Consider the following 15,788-nt stretch of genomic DNA (forward strand, 5'->3'; position numbering starts at 1 on the left):
CACGCACCCACCCAAGGGCCAACCTCACTTTTATTCCATGAGGATACGCAGAGCCCATTGATGTCTCTGCCCTGATCATCAGGATGCCCAAGCTCTTCGCAGTGGGCCACAGCGCCCACACTCAACTCTGAAGAGCCGCTTAAGACGTCCGATTCAGGCCATCGACTTGCTTCAGTAGGCCGCACAGGCGACTCCGAACAGAGTGGCCCAATAGCAACGCGCCGCGAAGGACCAGCCACTACTCCCCGGTGAAATCCCGCGTAGGGCTAGGAGCTCGAAAGCCCCTATCGTCCAGGAAGCGCAGAGTCAAAAGGTTCTCGTGCCCAGACAACCAGCGCTTAACGGTCGTCCTAGGCTCACCGGCCGCGATGCCAGCAAATGCAGCCACTCTGAGGTGGTGAGGACTGCGCGTCGTTCGGACCGCCTCCCTTATTGCGAGTCGGCACTCGCTGTGGTCCCACCTAGATAGACGTTGCGCGGCAAGCGCAAACAGAGGAAGCGATGTGCGCCCGTCGGCCAGCACCGAAGCGAAGTAGTCTCGAGTGGCCTTGCGAGGACGTCGGACCCCAGACCTTAACGCCGTGCCGAAGTTCGCCACCGCCCACGGGTACGTCGCCCAGGGAGTCTTCACATAGTTGAGGAACCAGTCTTGGTAGTCCGCAATGCCGACCGATTCCCGAAACAGACGAGCAAGGTGGTCCGACCCGTGGGGCATGCGATGTGCGCATTCCATCAGCTCGGGCACCTTGTCAAATTTCGTGAACGACCGCATCCGAGTCGTCGCGAAACGCAATGTGGTTCGGTTCACATTGTCCGGCTTGGCAAGAATTTCCTCCAGCATCTCGTCCAAAAGAGGCGTCTCGGGTTCCTTTCTCACGCCTCTCTTTGGCTTGTTATCCATAACGAGCGCCTCAAGCACAAGTTCGTTGTCGATCGCGCTGTGCTCGATCTGAAGTGCACGCTGAACGGCGTCCGGCCCTTCGAGTAGCTCTGTCTTTCTTGAGTTCAGATTCAAGCCCAGAGTTGCGGCTTCACTCTGTAGTTCCACCTGTGCTCTGCGCAAGGGACCCGCATCTTGGCCGAACAACCACATGTCGTCCATCCAACGCGCCCAAGAATACTCTTTGGGCTCGCCGGGCTGCGCTTTGCCAACTTGGTGCGACTGCGACTGTAAGATCAGGTCCAGATTCTGCAGGTAGAAACTGGATAGTACAGCCGAGGCGCTAGAGCGCTGCGGAATTCCTGCTCGTCCAGACGATCCTTCCCAGGCCTCCAACATCCCGCACAGACGGTCAACGGGCTTTCCACTTGGAAGCGAGTTCGAGACCGCATCGTTTAGATGCGTAACGGAGATGCTCGCAAAACAAGAGACGATGTCCGTCAGAAGAAGCACTTCGAACTCGTCCGCCGAATTGAGGAGATGGCCTCGAAAGCGGGCCCATTCATCACCGTTTCGCTCGTAGACACCCCTGGCTGGCCCGTCAATACTCAGACGCCACCCGAAAACGTTTCGGTCGAGTTCGCCTATTAGTTGGGGGCTGAAGTAATCAACGAGTGCCGTATAGGTCAGTCTATCCACCAAATCCAAAACCATCGCTGGCCTTGCTGCGAAGTTCTCCTTCGGGACGTCAACGTGAGCCACTTGCCCCACGGTGTCCGAATTCAGATTCGTCAGCACCAGCTCAGGGTGCTTCAACAGATAGCCGTACTCCGGCCATCCCCAAGGGTCGCGGTGCCAATCCCCGATAGCCTCGCTCTTAAGGTTGCTCACCGCCCGGGGCAGATCCAGCATCTCTTGCCACCGAGGTCCGCGTTTTCCCGTCATAGATCAAACGTAACTTGCGCCAACGTACGAAGGTCGGCTTGCGAGAGTTGATTTTCGCCAGCGCTCCGGCCCGAGGCGGTGGCCGATCACACCAGTGGCTTGTCCTGGCGGCCGCTGGACTCCTGACGTGGCGTGCCTCGAGCCACCGGAATCGTGCGGCACGCACACAACATGCCGTGAGGACTTTCTCTACTGACTCAAGCGCGCCTCCGGCGCGAGCCGGCGGGCCTTCGGCCCGCCGCCGTGCCGGGCGTGCGGCCTGCGGCCGTTCCGGGCGCGGCGGCAAACCTCGGCCTGGCCGGCATGGCGAAGCGGGCGGCGCCTGCTGGACACCGCCCGCTACCTGTCGAGAGCTAGCTACGTGGTCGGGCGACCCTCGGCGCCGCCGCCCGGGAGGGGATGCCGGTAGGCGGTCGGGATCAGCTCTGACCGATCTGGCGTCCAGTTGGACCAAACCCGCCAGCGGCCACCCGAACAGTTGAGCTCCCCGTCCATCTGGATTTGATCGATCACGACGAGAGTCGTCGAGATGGCCTCTGAATGACGCACTTCGCCCTCTGTGATGTCGATAGCCAATCGATCTGTCGTGCTGCCTTTCACCTCGATGTGACGCTCCTCGTCTCCGCGCCGCAGAGTCACGTCCCACGACTCGCGGGCACCTACGTCCTCGGCCATGTACCCAAGTGCGTCGCCGTAGTGCTTGATGACCTGCTCAACGGCGTACCGCTCCACTGCCCTTCTGCGTTCGGCGTCAGGCTGCCGTCCATAGCCAGACGCCCCGGCCCCTGCTCGACTCTTCGGAGCTCGCGGCGTCGCAGAGTCGCCGGGCTCATCGACCGCGGCCTGGCCCAGCTCCTTCAGCTCGGGGATGGCGTCGACCAGGGCAGCCGGGAACTTGGTCAGGTACGCCTGGGCGGAGCGAATCGGTCTCTTGTCGGAGATCGCAAACGGGAAGTAGATGGCTCCGTTGAAGGTGCTCTCCAGCCCGGTGCGCACGTTCCTGAGCTCTTGCTCCAGCTCTCGCACGCGGTCCAAGTGAACCGGGCTCGCCAGTTCCCGATATCCCTGAAGTGGGACTTCCCAAGCGTCCTCCAGACCCACATTCGGGTGCGTCCGGCCGTACGTCCCTCGGCTCTGCCATTCCAACGAGGATGCGAAGGCCGGCGCCGCTACATGTGAGTACCCCACGAGCGCAGGACCCGACTCTTTGTGCCAATGGAGAACGAGGTCACCAGGTCGGACATGCCTCAGAAGCTCGTACGACCACTCCTCGCGCCCGGCGTCGTTCACCTGAGGCGCGATCAAGTTGACGCCGAGATCCTCCCGATTCGTGATCTCTACCCAATACCGCTCACGACTGTCACCCAGCCACCACTCATTGATTGGCATGCCTCGAAGACTAGGAGAGGTTGGCGACAACGTGCCCACTCTCGGTGCGCCCGAGCGGAGCACGTCACCTCCACGCCTCCGACCCTCCGCTCCACTCTCCGCCCACCTCCGGGCCGCATCAAGGGCGCTCCGCGTCACTACGTGATGGACTCCGTCCACCCTTGACCCGGCCACTCCGGCAGGCTCCTCTGCTCCGCTACAGGGTCGGTGGCTAGATCCGGCCAGCCCTCCACTTACGCCTCCTCTTTCGTCCCGAGAAGGAGCGATCCAGCCCGAGACCCGTCCGCGCATGCACGCGAAAACCGTTGGAAACACAGGGAATTCGAGTCCCAGCAGAACCCAGCCGAGGACCACCGCAGGGAAACAGGTGGTTGAGGGTTCGAGTCCCTTCGCCAGCTCTCCGAGCAGGACAAGCACCTCACTCATCGCCTTCGGCGTCAGCAACGGTGCGCGGGTCGACCGCTTCGAGGGCCGCGAGCACCCGCGGATCCCGCTCACGAGGACCAGATGGACGTCCGGCGTCATGGACACGCGCGAGTGACCGAGCTGGTCCGAGCCGTCCCCCGACCCGTCGAGGATGCTCGCCGACGATGGTCCTGAAGGCCATGCCGCCCGCGATGGGGGAGGACTATGGCCTATAGGACCTCGGTCCGAGGTCCGTCCGAGTGAGGAGGCGCGTCATGGCGACCACATCCACCCGTCGTCCCGTCGAGGCAGGACGCTACGTGCGCAACGCCTGGCTGAGCGTGCTGCTGCTGCCCATTGCCTTCGGGTTGGCCTTCTTGGTCGGGGAGGGTCTCATCGGCCTCCTCGGCTACCCCGTCGGGGACGGGTCCAGCGATGCGCCGCTGTGGGCGGTCCTTGTCTCCACCATCCCTGCCCTGCTCGTGTTCTGCGTGCCGGCCGTCGTCTCGTCGTGGTTTGCCCGGCGCGGGGCTTTCCTCGGCGACCGCCGCGGATGGGTGCCAGCGATCCTGCTGATCATCATCGCGTTGGCCTTCATCGCGATGAACGTCCTGGCCGGACTCGGTCTCGAGGCGTCGCTTGGCTAGAGGTCGTACCGCTGCCCCGGAGGTCCCGCCCGATTCGGGAATGGCTCCCTCAGGGAAGTCGGTCGTCCAGGGCGCTCCCGTCACTAGGGGCGTCAGCCGCGCTCGGCCAACCACGTGTTGATCGAGTCCTTGAGCGGCGTCTCCTGCTCGCCCACCAGCACGACGCCCGCGTCTCCCGACGACGAGGTTAGGGTGACTCCCTTCGTCGGACCGTCGGCCCCGATGATCACGTCCACCTCACCGCGTTCGACCGCGGCGGAGAGGGCGTCGAGCTCGCCGACCTGCCAGCTGGGGTGGGCGCCGATCGAGTCCGCGTAGTCGGTGACGAGCGCAGCGGCGGGGCCGCTGACGTCGCCACCCTCGCCGGGGACGGCCGTCGGTGGGTTGTCGACGACGCCGACGTTGAGGATCCCGGTGCTCTCCGCGCGGGAGAGGGCCGAGCCGGGCTCCGAGCAGCCGACGAGCAGCAGCGGCAGCAGCAGGATCCCCAGGAGTCGTCGCACGGGACCCATGATGCCTGCATACGATGAGCGCCATGCGCCTGTCGACCCGTGAGTGGCTCTCGGCGCACGGCCACGTCCATGAGGCCTTCGACGCGGGCGACCTCGCCGCCCGGCTCACCGAGCGCGTCAGCGTCGTCATCCCCGCCCGCAACGAGGCTGCCACCGTCGGTGAGGTCGTCGCCGGCCTGCGCCGCGAGCTCGTCGAGCGGGTGCCGCTCGTCGGCGAGCTCGTCGTCATCGACTCCGACTCCACCGACGCGACCGCGGCGATCGCCGCCGACGCCGGCGCGACCGTCCACCGCTCCGCGGACATCGCGCCGCACCTCGGCACCCACCCCGGCAAGGGCGAGGCGTTGTGGAAGTCGCTCTTCGTCACCACCGGCGAGCTGCTCGTCTTCGTGGACGCCGACCTCACGGAGTGGGGGCCGCACTTCGTCACCGGGCTCGTGGGCGCCCTCACGGCCGACCCCGGGACGGTGCTCGTCAAGGGCTGGTACGACCGGGTCATGGATGTCCCGGGCAGCGCGCCCAGCACCGAGGGCGGCCGCGTCACCGAGCTCGTCGCCCGCCCCGTGCTCGACCTGTGGTGGCCCGAGCTCGCCGGCGTCGTCCAGCCGCTCGCGGGGGAGTGGGCCGCGCGGCGCTCCTTCATGGAGACGCTCACGGTGCCCACCGGCTACGGGGTCGAGATCGCCTCGCTGCTCGACGCCCTTCGCGGGCACGGCCTCGACGGCATCGCCCAGGTCGACCTCGGCGCCCGCGCCCACCGCCACCAGCGGGACCACGACCTCGCCGTCATGGCCGCGGAGCTGCTCGCCGTCGTCCACGCCCGACGCGACGGCGAGCCGGTCCCGGTGACCGTCGCGGCGGACGAGCTCGAGCAGTACACGCGCGAAGGGGGATGGCGCACCCGCCCCGTCCCGCTCGCCCAGCGCCCGCCCGCGATCGACCAACCGGGCTACCCGGGAGGGACCCGATGAGGCTCGGCCGACACACCTTCGCCGACGACGCGATGCTCGTCATGGCGATCGTCAACCGCACGCCCGACTCCTTCTACGACAAGGGCGCGACCTTCGCCGAGGACAGGGCGATGGCGCGCGTCGACCTCGTCGTCGAGCAGGGGGCCGAGATCGTCGACATCGGCGGCGTCAAGGCTGCACCCGGTGGCGACGTCGACGTCGCCGAGGAGATCGACCGCGTGTCCGGCTTCGTCGCGCGGGTCCGTGCGGCCCATCCGCAGCTCGTGATCTCGGTGGACACGTGGCGCGCGGAGGTCGGCGAATCCGTCTGTGCCGCAGGCGCGGACGTCCTCAACGACGCGTGGGGCGGGGCCGACCCGGCGCTCGTCGACGTCGCCGCGCGCCACGACGTCGGCATCATCTGCACGCACACCGGCGGGGCCGAGCCGCGGACGCGCCCCTTCCGCACCGGCTTCGAGCGGGACGTGGTCGAGGACGTGCTCGACGGGGTGCTCGGGTACGCCGAGCGCGCCCGCGCCGCGGGCGTCGCGGCCGAGTCGATCGTCATCGACCCGGCGCACGACTTCGGCAAGAACACCCACCACACCCTCGAGGTGACCCGCCGGCTCGACGAGATGGTCGACACCGGCTGGCCGGTGCTCGTCTCGTTGTCCAACAAGGACTTCGTCGGCGAGACGCTCGACCGCCCGGTCGACCAGCGCCTCGTCGGCACCCTCGCGACGACCGCCGTCTCGGCGTGGCTCGGTGCGCGGATCTACCGGGTGCACGAGGTCGCGGAGACCCGCCAGGTGCTCGACATGGTTGCCACGCTGCGCGGAGAGCGACCGCCTGCCCGGACGATGCGGGGGCTGGCATGAGCGGGGTGCGGACTGAGGGCACGAGCGAGGGACGAGCCGTGCCCGCAAGGACGGACCCGTCGCGATCAACCAGCATGAGTGTCGTGGCCGTCGTCGTCGTGCCGGCCGCCCCGGCGCTGCTGGCCGGGCTCGGGGGGAGCGCCGACCCCCTGGGGGGCCTACGTGCCCGTGCGGCAGCCCTCGTCGCCGAGACCGTGCGCGCGAAGGGGGCCGACCGTCTCGTCGTCATCGGCGCGGGGCGGACCACCCGCGCCTGGCCCGTCGACGCGCCCTCCGGTGCAGCGCGGTTCACGACCGGTCGGGTCCCCGAGGACGCGCTGCCGACGGACCTCGAGATCGGTCGGGCCCTCGCCCCCTCTGGAGGGGGCGAGCTGCTCCTGCTGTCCGTCGCCGCTGATGCCTCTGCCGAGGACTGCGCCGCCGTCGGCGGCGATCTCGCTGCCGGACCCGACGCCGTCCTCGTGGTCGTCGCCGACGGGCCCGCCACCCTCACCGACAAGGCGCCGGGCCACCTCCAGCCGGATGCCGCCCCCTTCGCCGCCGGGCTGGCCGAGGCGCTGGCGTCCGCGGACGTGGCCGCGCTCGCTGCCCTCGACCCCGTGACTTGTGACCGGTTGTGGATGCGCGGGCGCGCGGCCCTGCAGGTCCTCGCCGCAGCCGCGCCCGGCCTGCGCGGCGAGCTCGTCGCGGACGAGGCGCCCTTCGGTGTGCAGTACCTGCTGGCCCGCTGGACCTAGCCGGGTGGCGCTAACGCCGTCGGGCGACCCGCTCCAGCGCGTGCGCGGCCTGCTCGGGCGTCGCGCCGAGCGCGGCAGCCCGGTCGAGGAAGGCCCCGGCCGCCGCCTCGAGCCGAGCCCGGCCCTCGGCGCCAGCAGCCTCGGGCCGCGCGGCGACGCGGGTGCCGGCCCCGCGTGCGGTCGTCACGAGCCCCGTGGCCTCGAGCTCCTTGTAGGCGCGGGCGACCGTGCCGGTCGCGAGACCGAGGTCGCTCGCGAGCTGCCGGACCGCGGGGAGGCGCTCGCCCGGGGGCAGCCGACCGGACTCGATGAGGGCGGTCAGCTGCAGCCGCACCTGCTCGAAGGGCGGCTCGCGTGCCGCCGGGTCGATCGTGAGGAGCTCGCGCACCGTTCCATCCTCCCAGCCAGGGCGCGGATCACCAGTGGGTCACGGGCGGCGGCCGACGCGCTCGAGCGCCTGCACGGCCTGCTGCCGCGTGGCCCCGAGGCCGCGGGCCCGGGCGAGGTAGGACTCGGCGGCGTCCTCCAGCAGGGACAGCGCCGCGCGCGAGGTCGGCGCCGGCCGCGGCGCGACCCGCGTCCCACCGCCGCGGCGCGTCGTGACGAGACCCGAGCCCTCGAGCTCCTTGTAGGCGCGGGCGACCGTGCCGGTGGCGAGCCCGAGGTCGGCGGCGAGCTGCCGGACGGAGGGCAGGCGATCACCGCCCGTCAGCTGACCGGTCTCGATGAGCGTCGTCAGCTGCCGGCGCACCTGCTCGAAGGGCGGCGTCGGGTCGACGAGGTCGATCGTCACCGAGACGCTCACAGCGGCACCCCGACGGGCGTGGCCTCACCGCGCTGCGGCGGCGGGACGTCGTCGACGCGCACCCCGGGCCCGGCGCAGAGCCCGGCGAAGGCGACGACACCCACCACGGTGGCCGCCGCGGCCCCGACGAGGCTGAGCTCGGCGAGCAGGCCGTAGCCGCCCGGGGCGCAGTCCGAGGCGCGGGCGCCGATCGCCATGAGGACCAGGACGGGGGTGAGCGTCATGCACGCGACGAGCGTCAGCGACTGCAGCACTCCGGCGATGGACCAACGGCGCAGCCCCGCATCGAGCCCGACGCTCTCGGCGGCCGGGCTCGGGCGCCGCGCGATGACGACGCACGTCGCCGCGGCCACGAGGACGCTCACCGCCGTCGCGAGGACGATCGGCAGGGCGTAGTGGCTCCCGGGCCAGGGCGTGCGGGTGTGCGTCACGCCGTCGCAGACGACGCTGATCGCCCGGCCGGCGCGACCGAGGTCGTCCGCGCTGCCGTAGAGGGTCCCGACGACGAGGGCGCCGGTGAGTGCCAGCAGTGCGCCGCTCGCGGTGACCAGCCAACCCCGCGGCACGAGGTCGCCGAGCCGCCGCGGTCGCAGGTCGGCGCTGCGGGTGACCGTCATCGGCCGACGGAAGCTCGCCTCCCCGTGCCCGATGAGCACGACGACGAGGATCCCCGCGACCGCCGGGACGACGGCTGGCGCGGTGTCGGTCCCGTCGACGCCGACCACGAGGGCGTGGCGTCGCGCGAGGACGGCGACGAGGACCGCTGCGACCAGCCCGAGGACGAGGGCGAAGGGGAGGACGAGAGCGCCGGCCATGACCACACCTTTGTATCGGTTGACTGGGACAAGTCGAGGGTGCACCCCCTTCGCTCTTGTGTCAAGCAACCGGTACATCTGGGGCGACGTCGCCCGCCTTCGTAGCATGTACCCGGTGACCGGGACCCGACAGCTGCACAACATCGGCCGGCGTCGCGCGTACGCCATCTGGGGCGCCGCCCTCGCCGTCTACGTCCTCGCCGTCTTCCACCGGACCTCGCTCGGGGTCGCCGGCCTGCTCGCCGCCGACCGCTTCGGCATCAACGCCAGCCAGCTCGCGACCTTCACCGTCCTGCAGCTCGCGGTCTACGCCGCCATGCAGGTGCCCGTCGGGGTGATGCTCGACCGCTTCGGCTCGCGCGCGCTGATCGTCTCCGGGCTCGTGTGCATGACCGCGGGGCAGCTGTGGTTCGCCTTCGCCGACAGCTTCGCGATGGGGCTCGGGGCGCGCGTGCTCGTCGGGGCCGGCGACGCCATGGTCTTCACCGCGGTGCTGCGCCTCGTCGCGCTGTGGTTCCTCGTGCGGCAGGCGCCGGTCATCACCCAGCTCACCGGCATGATCGGCCAGATGGGCGCGGTCGCGGCGGCCGTGCCGCTGAGCGCCGCGCTCCACGGTCTCGGCTGGACCCGTACCTATGCGCTCGCCGCCTCCCTCGGCGTGGTCCTGCTGCTCGGCGTCTTCGCCTTCGTCAAGGACTCGCCGTACGAGCGGGGCGCGGTCGAGCGGATCAAGATCCGCGCCCTTCGCCACAGCCTCACCGAGGTCTGGCGCGACCCGGGGACGCGGCTCGGGCTCTCGGTGCACTTCACCGCGCAGTTCGCGCCGACGGTCTTCGCGCTGCTGTGGGGCTACCCCTTCCTCGTCTCGGGGCAGGGGCTCAGCCCGACGATGGCCTCGACCCTGCTCACCCTCATGACCGTCGTCGCGCTCTTCGCGGGGCCGACCATCGGGCGGTGGACGAGCCGCTACCCGTACTACCGCTCCGTCGTCGCGCTCGGGGTCGTCGCCGCGATCTCGCTCGTGTGGGCGATCGTCCTCGCCATGCCCGACCGGTCGCCGCTGTGGCTGCTCGTCGTCCTCGTCGCGGTCACGGCCGTCGGTGGCCCGGGCTCGATGATCGCCTTCGACCTGGCCCGCAGCTTCCACCGCAACGACCGCCTCGGCCGGGCATCGGGCGTGGTCAACATGGGCGGCTTCATCGCCTCGCTCGTGACGATGGCGCTCATCGGCCTCGTCCTCGATCGACTCGCCCCCGGCGGCCCGGAGACGTACACGCTCGACGACTTCCGCATCGCGATGAGCGTGCAGTTCCTCCTGTGGGCCTTCGGCGCCTGGATGATCTGGCGCTACCGGCAGCGCAGCCTGGCCCGCGTCGCGGACGTCCCCGGCGCGATGGACGCCCTGCGGCGCGGTGACGCCCTGCTCCCGGGGATCTCCCGGGACCACGACGACTGACGGGGGTCAGAGCCCCGCGAGCAGGTTGCGCGAGATGACCAGCCGCTGGATCTGGTTGGTCCCCTCGAAGATCTGGGTCACCTTCGCCTCGCGGAAGTACCGCTCCACCGGGAAGTCCTGGGTGAAGCCGGCGCCGCCGAGGACCTGGATGGCGTCGGTCGTCACCTGCATGGCGGCGTCGGTCGCGACGAGCTTGGCCACCGCGGCCTCCTTGCCGAAGGCGCGGCCGGCGTCGCGCAGCCGCGCCGCGTGCAGGTACGTCGCGCGGGCGCTCGTCGTGGCGGCCTCCATGTCGGCGAGGAGGAAGGCCAGGCCCTGGTTGCTCGCGATGGTCCGGCCGAACTGCTCGCGCTCGGAGGCGTACTTCGCCGCGACGTCCAGCGCCGACTGCGCGAGGCCGGTGGCGACGGCGGCGATCCCGAGCCGGCCGGCGTCGAGGCCCGCCAGGGCCATCGGCACGCCGCGACCCAGCTCGCCGATCTGCCGGTCCCCGGTGACGGGCACGTCCTCGAAGATCACCTCCCGCACGGTGTCGCCGTGCAGGCCCATCTTCTTCTCCGGCGCGCCGAAGGAGATGCCCTCGGCATCCGCCGGCACGATGAAGCAGCTGACACCGCGGCCGCCGTCGTCGCTCGTGCGGGCGAAGGTCGTGTAGTAGTCGGCGTGGCCCGCGTGCGAGATCCACGCCTTGCGGCCGCGGATGCGCCAGTCCTCCCCGTCGCGCGTCGCGCGGGTGGTCATCGCGCCGATGTCGGAGCCGGCGAGCGGCTCGGAGAGGGCGTAGGCGCCGAGCAGGTCGCCCGAGAGCATGTCCGGCAGCAGCGCCTGCTGCTGCTCGGGGGTGCCGACGGTGTGCACCGCGTACGCCGTCAGCGAGTGCACCGAGACACCGACCGCGACCGAGGCCCAGGCGGTGGCGATCTCCTCGACCACCTGCAGGTAGACCTCGTAGGGCTGCCCGCCGCCGCCGAGCTCCTCGGGGTAGGGCAGGGAGAGCAGCCCTGCCTGCCCGAGGGTGCGGAAGACCTCCCGCGGGAAGACCTCCTCGGTGGCCGCGCGCGCCTCGACCTCGTCGACCTGCGGCAGCAGGGTCTTGTCACAGATCGCCCGGGTGAGCTCGATGAGGTCGTCGCCGATCTCCGTGGGCATGAGCCTCGTCGCTGTCATGCGGCCCACTCTAGGAGGCGCCTACGGTGGAGGGGTGAGACCACCCTTCGCCCGTACCGCCGCGACCACCGCAGCCCTGGCGCTCGCGCTCGCCGCCTGCTCCGCCGACGAAGGGAGCGACCCGGGCCCCACGACGACCTCGCCCTCCTCCTCGGCGGGGTCGCCGTCCACGACGAGCACGTCGACGAGCACGACGAAGCCGGCGCCGAAGGCCGCCGTCGAGGGTGCACCCGCGGCACTGACCCAGGCCGTCGCGAAGAAGTACGGCAGCCGCCCGCTCGACGGCAAGGCCTCCCTCGGGCGCTGGCGCGGCGAGCGGGTCGCGGTCGTGACGGCCGACGACGACGTGACGCTCGCGGTGCAGCCGCGGGGCCGCACGGGGTGGAAGGTCGTCGGCGGCTGGTGGCCGAGCCTCGGCAGCGCAGGCAGGGCCGACCTCGGGGGCTCACGCCACGTCCTCGTCATCGGCTCCGACGCGCGCCCGGGTCAGGACGTGGAGCGCTCCCGGGCCGATGCGATCCAGCTCCTCGGCGTCGACGGCAAGGGTGGCGCAGGCCTCATGGGCTTCGCGCGCGACCTGTGGGTGCCCATCCCCGGGCACGGGCAGGGCAAGCTCAACTCCTCGATGGTCTTCGCCGGGCCGAGCGGGCAGACCGAGTCCGTCGCGAGCATCAGCGGCATCGACGTCGACGGCTACGTCGTGACCGGGTTCGACGGCTTCGAGCGGATCGTCGACGACCTCGGCGGGCTCAACTTCGTCGCGCCGCGCGGCCTGGACTCCCACCTCACCGGCGGCCAGATCGACAAGGGCTACAACCACCTGAGCGGCAAGGAGGCGCTCGCGTGGTCGCGCGAGCGCAAGAGCCTGCCCGGCGGTGACTTCGACCGTTCGCGCAACCAGGGGCTGCTCCTGGCCTCGGCCGCGATCCAGGCGCGGCTGCGCGGGCCGGGCGCCCTGCCGCGGGCGCTCACCGTCATCGACGAGCACGCGAGCAGCGACCTGTCGGCGCAGGAGATGCTCGTCTTCACGGCCTCGTTCTACCGGGTCGACCCGACCCGGGTCGGCCGGGCGGTCGCCAAGGGGCCCACCGCCATGCAGTCGGGCCAGTCGATCGTCCGGCTCGACGGCGCGTCCCAGGCCGCCTTCCGCGACTTCCGGGACGGTCGGCTCAGCTGACGCGCGCCGGGTGCACCCGCACCTGGGTCGCCTTGAGCGAGACCCACACCCTCGCACCGGGACGAAGGGGGAGCGCCGCCAGTGCCGCAGGGGTGATCTCGGCGCTCATCTGCGCCGGCTCGTCCAGATGCACCCGCACCCGCCCGGCGTGGGCCTCGACCCGCGCGACCCGGGCCGGCCAGATGTTGCGCGGCGACCCCTCGGGCCGCTCGCGGTGCAGCGAGAGCGCGTCCGGGGTGAAGGTCACCCAGCACGGGCCGCTCACCTCGTGCGGCCCGGTGGCGATGAGCAGGGCGTCTGTCTGCGCGCCCCCGCCCGGGACCGCTTGCGCCCGAAGGAGGTTGACGCCCGCCAGGCCCGCGGTGAAGGCGCTGTGCGGTCGGTCGAGGACCTCGCGGACCGGCCCGTGCTCGACCCGCTCGCCGAGCACGGTGAGGGTGTCCCGCGGGCCGTCGGCGACGGTGAGCACGTCGAGGACGTCGTGCGTGACGAGCACGACGACGAGGTCGTCGCGGGCGTGGGTCACCTCGGAGAGCACGGCCCGCATCGCTGGCGTCGCCTCGACGTCGAGTGCGGCCAGCGGTTCGTCGAGCAGGAGGGCGGCCGGCTCCGCGGCGAGCGCCCGGGCGAGCGCGACCCGCGCCGCCTGGCCGCCGGAGAGCTGCTCGGGCCGCCGGTCGGCGAGCTCGGCCATGCCCACGACGGACAGCCAGTGGTCCGCGGTGGCGCGGGACTCCCTTCGCCCTCGCCCGAGACTGCGTGGGCCGAAGGCGACGTTGTCGCGCACCCCGAGGTGCGGGAAGAGCCGCGTGGCCTGCGACATGAGGACGACCCGGCGGCGGTGCGGCGGCAGGTCGTCGAGGGGGCGTCCGTCGAGGAGGACGCGGGAGGCGTCGGGCCGGCCCAGACCGGCGACGACCGACAGGAGCGAGGACTTGCCCGAGCCGTTGGGCCCGGCCACGGCGTGCCGGCCCGCGGGCAGGTCGAGGTCGACGTCGAGCCCGCGCTCGGCCCACCGGGCGGCGACCTGGAGCCGGCTCACCGGGCGCGCCCGGTCGTGCGTGCGTAGACGGTGCCGACGATGACGGTCGCGAGGACGACGAGCACGAGCGAGAGCGCGATCGCCGCGTCCTGGTCGCTCTCGCGCTGGAGGTAGATCTCCAGCGGCAGCGTGCGGGTGCGGCCCTGCGCGGAGCCGGCGAAGGTCAGCGTCGCGCCGAACTCGCCGAGCGCCCGCGCGAAGGCGAGGACGCAGCCCGAGACGAGTCCCGGCGCGACGAGGGGGAGCGTGACGCGGCTCAGGCGCCGCCACGGCCCGGCGCCGAGGGTCGCGGCCGCCTGCTCGTGGTGGACGTCGAGCCCGCGGACGGCCCCCTCGAGCGAGAGGACGAGGAAGGGGAGCGCGACGAAGGTCTGCGCGAGGACGACCGCGGTGGTCGAGTAGGAGATCGAGATGCCTGCGGCGACGAGGTGCTCACCGAGCAGCCCACGTCGGCCGAAGGTCGTGAGCAGCGCGAGCCCCCCGACGACCGGCGGCAGGACGAGCGGCACGAGGACGAGCGCGCGCAGCACCGACTGGCCGGGCCACCGGCCGCGGGCGAGGAGCAGGGCGAGCGGCGCGCCGAGGAGGACGCAGAGCCCGGTCGCGACGGCGGCGGTGCGCAGCGAGAGCAGGAGCGCGGTGACCGACGCGTCGGAGGTGAGGAGCGGCAGGAGCGAGCCGAGGTCGACCGAGGTGATGAGCCCGAGCAGCGGGACGACGACGACGAGGACCGCGCCCGCCGCCGGCAGCCACAACCAACGAGGCAGCGTCACGGCGCGCCGAACCCCTTGTCCCGCAGGACCTGCTGGCCCTCCGGCCCGGTGACGAAGTCGATGAACTCCTGGGCCTCCGCGGGTGAGGAGGCGTCGGCCAGCGCCGCGATCGGGTAGCGGCTCACGACCTCGTCCGCCCCCTTCGTCTCGACGGTCCCGACCTCGTCGCCGGCGCCGGCCGCGTCCGTGACGTAGACGACCCCGGCGTCGGCCTCGCCGGTCCTCACCTTGGTGAGCACGTCGGTCACCTTGGACTCCTCGCTGGCGGGGTCGAGGGTGAGGCCCTGCTGCTCGGTGAGCTCCTTGGTCGCGGCGCCGCAGGGGACCGGCTCGGCGCAGACGACGACGTCGAGGTCGGGCCTCGGCAGGTCGGTCAGGCCGGTGATCTCCTTCGGGTTGCCGGGCTCGGTGATGATCGTCAGGACGTTCGTCGCGAAGATCGTCGGGTCGCCCGTGACCGCGTCAGCGACCTGGTCCATGGTGGCCTCGTCGGCCGATGCGAAGACGTCGAGCCGGGCGCCGTTGTCGATCTGCGAGGCCAGGTCGGAGGAGCCGGCGAACTGGTACTCGACGCTCACGTCCTCGTGCTCGGCCTCGTAGGCGTCCGCGATCTCCTCGAAGGGTGCGGTGAGCGAGGCGGCCGCGGCCACGCGCAGGGTGGTGCCGGAGGAGCCGGCGCCCTCGGCGGAGGTGCCGCAGGCGGGGAGCGCCAGGGCGAGGGCGGCGACGGAGGTTGCGGCGAGCAGGCGCGTCACGAAGAGGCTCCCGGGGTGCCGATGACGACATTGGTCGACTTGATGGAGGCGACCGCGACCACGCCGGGCTCCAGGCCGAGCTCGTCGGCGGCCTCGCGGGACATCAGCGAGACGATGCGGAAGGGGCCGGCCTGCAGGCTGACCTGGGCCATCACCCCGTCGCGCTGCACCTCGGTGACGATGCCGCGCATGCGGTTGCGGGCCGACTCGTCACGGACCGGGCCGACGGGGGCGGGGTGCGAGATCTCCTGGGCCACGCGGGCCAGGTCGGCGCCGTCGACGAGGGTGGGGCCCTCCCCCTTCGTCGCGGACAGGCGCCCGCCGTCGATCCACCGCCGGACGGTGTCGGGCGAGACCGCGAGCAGCTCGGCGGCCTCCGAGACCCGCATCTGCGTCATGATCGCGACGCTATCACCGCATCTGCGCCCCGACCCTGCATTGCCCTAGGGCAATGC

General features: G+C 71.2%; 17 protein-coding genes. 6 read left to right on the plus strand and 11 right to left on the minus strand.

Annotated features, from left to right (window positions below):
* Window positions 1-238: 238 nt before the first annotated feature.
* The gene (locus V3C34_RS04230; protein WP_346008171.1) at window positions 239-1,792 is read right to left on the minus strand and encodes an RNA-directed DNA polymerase; all 1,554 of its coding nucleotides are present in this window, start codon (window positions 1,790-1,792) and stop codon (window positions 239-241) included.
* 390 nt (window positions 1,793-2,182) lie between these two features.
* Window positions 2,183-3,214, minus strand: a complete 1,032-nt coding sequence (locus V3C34_RS04235) for a protein NO VEIN domain-containing protein (RefSeq protein ID WP_346008172.1) — start codon at window positions 3,212-3,214, stop codon at window positions 2,183-2,185.
* Between the two features lie 680 nt (window positions 3,215-3,894).
* Between V3C34_RS04235 and V3C34_RS04240 the strand changes: the two genes are divergently transcribed.
* Window positions 3,895-4,266, plus strand: a complete 372-nt coding sequence (locus V3C34_RS04240) for a hypothetical protein (protein ID WP_346008173.1) — start codon at window positions 3,895-3,897, stop codon at window positions 4,264-4,266.
* Window positions 4,267-4,358: 92 nt separating this feature from the next.
* Here the strand turns inward: V3C34_RS04240 and V3C34_RS04245 are convergent, their stop codons facing one another.
* Window positions 4,359-4,769: a hypothetical protein gene (locus V3C34_RS04245; protein ID WP_346008174.1), complete on the minus strand. Its 411-nt coding sequence runs from the start codon at window positions 4,767-4,769 to the stop codon at window positions 4,359-4,361.
* 32 nt (window positions 4,770-4,801) lie between these two features.
* Between V3C34_RS04245 and V3C34_RS04250 the strand changes: the two genes are divergently transcribed.
* From V3C34_RS04250 to V3C34_RS04260, 3 genes are all read left to right on the plus strand, one after another.
* Complete coding sequence (locus V3C34_RS04250; RefSeq protein WP_346008175.1) at window positions 4,802-5,749, plus strand: glucosyl-3-phosphoglycerate synthase; 948 nt, start codon at window positions 4,802-4,804, stop codon at window positions 5,747-5,749.
* Window positions 5,746-6,606: a dihydropteroate synthase gene (gene folP / locus V3C34_RS04255; protein WP_346008176.1), complete on the plus strand. Its 861-nt coding sequence runs from the start codon at window positions 5,746-5,748 to the stop codon at window positions 6,604-6,606. The genes V3C34_RS04250 and folP overlap by 4 nt, the downstream gene beginning before the upstream one ends.
* 83 nt (window positions 6,607-6,689) lie before the next feature.
* Window positions 6,690-7,343: a hypothetical protein gene (locus tag V3C34_RS04260; RefSeq protein ID WP_068424449.1), complete on the plus strand. Its 654-nt coding sequence runs from the start codon at window positions 6,690-6,692 to the stop codon at window positions 7,341-7,343.
* A gap of 10 nt (window positions 7,344-7,353) precedes the next feature.
* Here V3C34_RS04260 and V3C34_RS04265 read toward each other — a convergent pair whose 3' ends face one another.
* From V3C34_RS04265 to V3C34_RS04275, 3 genes are read right to left on the minus strand one after another with little or no spacing between them, the layout of a single operon-like run.
* On the minus strand, window positions 7,354-7,731 hold the full coding sequence (locus V3C34_RS04265) for a GntR family transcriptional regulator (RefSeq protein ID WP_068326794.1): 378 nt from the start codon (window positions 7,729-7,731) through the stop codon (window positions 7,354-7,356).
* A 39-nt stretch (window positions 7,732-7,770) separates the two neighbouring features.
* Window positions 7,771-8,148, minus strand: coding sequence for a GntR family transcriptional regulator (locus tag V3C34_RS04270; protein ID WP_068326791.1), 378 nt, complete (start codon window positions 8,146-8,148; stop codon window positions 7,771-7,773).
* Window positions 8,145-8,963: a hypothetical protein gene (locus V3C34_RS04275; RefSeq protein WP_346008177.1), complete on the minus strand. Its 819-nt coding sequence runs from the start codon at window positions 8,961-8,963 to the stop codon at window positions 8,145-8,147. Before V3C34_RS04275 ends, V3C34_RS04270 begins: the two co-directional genes overlap by 4 nt.
* 106 nt (window positions 8,964-9,069) lie before the next feature.
* On the opposite strand from V3C34_RS04275, the gene V3C34_RS04280 reads away from it, so the two are divergent.
* Window positions 9,070-10,419, plus strand: coding sequence for an MFS transporter (locus V3C34_RS04280; protein ID WP_346008178.1), 1,350 nt, complete (start codon window positions 9,070-9,072; stop codon window positions 10,417-10,419).
* Window positions 10,420-10,425: 6 nt separating this feature from the next.
* Here the strand turns inward: V3C34_RS04280 and V3C34_RS04285 are convergent, their stop codons facing one another.
* Entirely contained in the window at window positions 10,426-11,586 is a 1,161-nt protein-coding gene (locus V3C34_RS04285) for an acyl-CoA dehydrogenase family protein (protein ID WP_346008179.1), read from the minus strand.
* A gap of 34 nt (window positions 11,587-11,620) precedes the next feature.
* Between V3C34_RS04285 and V3C34_RS04290 the strand changes: the two genes are divergently transcribed.
* Window positions 11,621-12,763 carry an LCP family protein gene (locus tag V3C34_RS04290; RefSeq protein ID WP_346008180.1) on the plus strand — a complete coding sequence of 381 codons (1,143 nt, stop codon included), beginning with the start codon at window positions 11,621-11,623 and terminating at the stop codon, window positions 12,761-12,763.
* Here the strand turns inward: V3C34_RS04290 and V3C34_RS04295 are convergent.
* From V3C34_RS04295 to V3C34_RS04310, 4 genes are read right to left on the minus strand one after another with little or no spacing between them, the layout of a single operon-like run.
* Window positions 12,756-13,805, minus strand: a complete 1,050-nt coding sequence (locus V3C34_RS04295; protein ID WP_346008181.1) for a sulfate/molybdate ABC transporter ATP-binding protein — start codon at window positions 13,803-13,805, stop codon at window positions 12,756-12,758. The two genes, V3C34_RS04290 and V3C34_RS04295, sit on opposite strands and share 8 nt — an antisense overlap.
* Complete coding sequence (locus tag V3C34_RS04300) at window positions 13,802-14,578, minus strand: ABC transporter permease (RefSeq protein WP_068326777.1); 777 nt, start codon at window positions 14,576-14,578, stop codon at window positions 13,802-13,804. The genes V3C34_RS04295 and V3C34_RS04300 overlap by 4 nt, the downstream gene beginning before the upstream one ends.
* A complete protein-coding gene (gene modA / locus V3C34_RS04305) occupies window positions 14,575-15,333 on the minus strand; it encodes a molybdate ABC transporter substrate-binding protein (RefSeq protein WP_346008182.1) in 759 nt (252 codons plus the stop codon). The genes V3C34_RS04300 and modA overlap by 4 nt, the downstream gene beginning before the upstream one ends.
* The gene (locus tag V3C34_RS04310) at window positions 15,330-15,731 is read right to left on the minus strand and encodes a TOBE domain-containing protein (protein WP_068424884.1); all 402 of its coding nucleotides are present in this window, start codon (window positions 15,729-15,731) and stop codon (window positions 15,330-15,332) included. Before V3C34_RS04310 ends, modA begins: the two co-directional genes overlap by 4 nt.
* Window positions 15,732-15,788 lie beyond the last annotated feature (57 nt).

This window comes from Janibacter terrae (genome assembly GCF_039636765.1).
GTDB lineage: Bacteria > Actinomycetota > Actinomycetes > Actinomycetales > Dermatophilaceae > Janibacter > Janibacter terrae.

Bases quoted from the DNA above. Each gene is read 5' to 3' on its own strand.
- V3C34_RS04275 (WP_346008177.1), bottom strand. From the start codon at position 8,963: ATGGCCGGCGCTCTCGTCCTCCCCTTCGCCCTCGTCCTCGGGCTGGTC.
- V3C34_RS04250 (WP_346008175.1), top strand. From the start codon at position 4,802: ATGCGCCTGTCGACCCGTGAGTGGCTCTCGGCGCACGGCCACGTCCAT.
- V3C34_RS04310 (WP_068424884.1), bottom strand. From the start codon at position 15,731: ATGACGCAGATGCGGGTCTCGGAGGCCGCCGAGCTGCTCGCGGTCTCG.
- V3C34_RS04230 (WP_346008171.1), bottom strand. From the start codon at position 1,792: ATGCTGGATCTGCCCCGGGCGGTGAGCAACCTTAAGAGCGAGGCTATC.
- V3C34_RS04280 (WP_346008178.1), top strand. From the start codon at position 9,070: ATGTACCCGGTGACCGGGACCCGACAGCTGCACAACATCGGCCGGCGT.
- V3C34_RS04285 (WP_346008179.1), bottom strand. From the start codon at position 11,586: ATGACAGCGACGAGGCTCATGCCCACGGAGATCGGCGACGACCTCATC.
- folP (WP_346008176.1), top strand. From the start codon at position 5,746: ATGAGGCTCGGCCGACACACCTTCGCCGACGACGCGATGCTCGTCATG.
- V3C34_RS04235 (WP_346008172.1), bottom strand. From the start codon at position 3,214: ATGCCAATCAATGAGTGGTGGCTGGGTGACAGTCGTGAGCGGTATTGG.
- V3C34_RS04240 (WP_346008173.1), top strand. From the start codon at position 3,895: ATGGCGACCACATCCACCCGTCGTCCCGTCGAGGCAGGACGCTACGTG.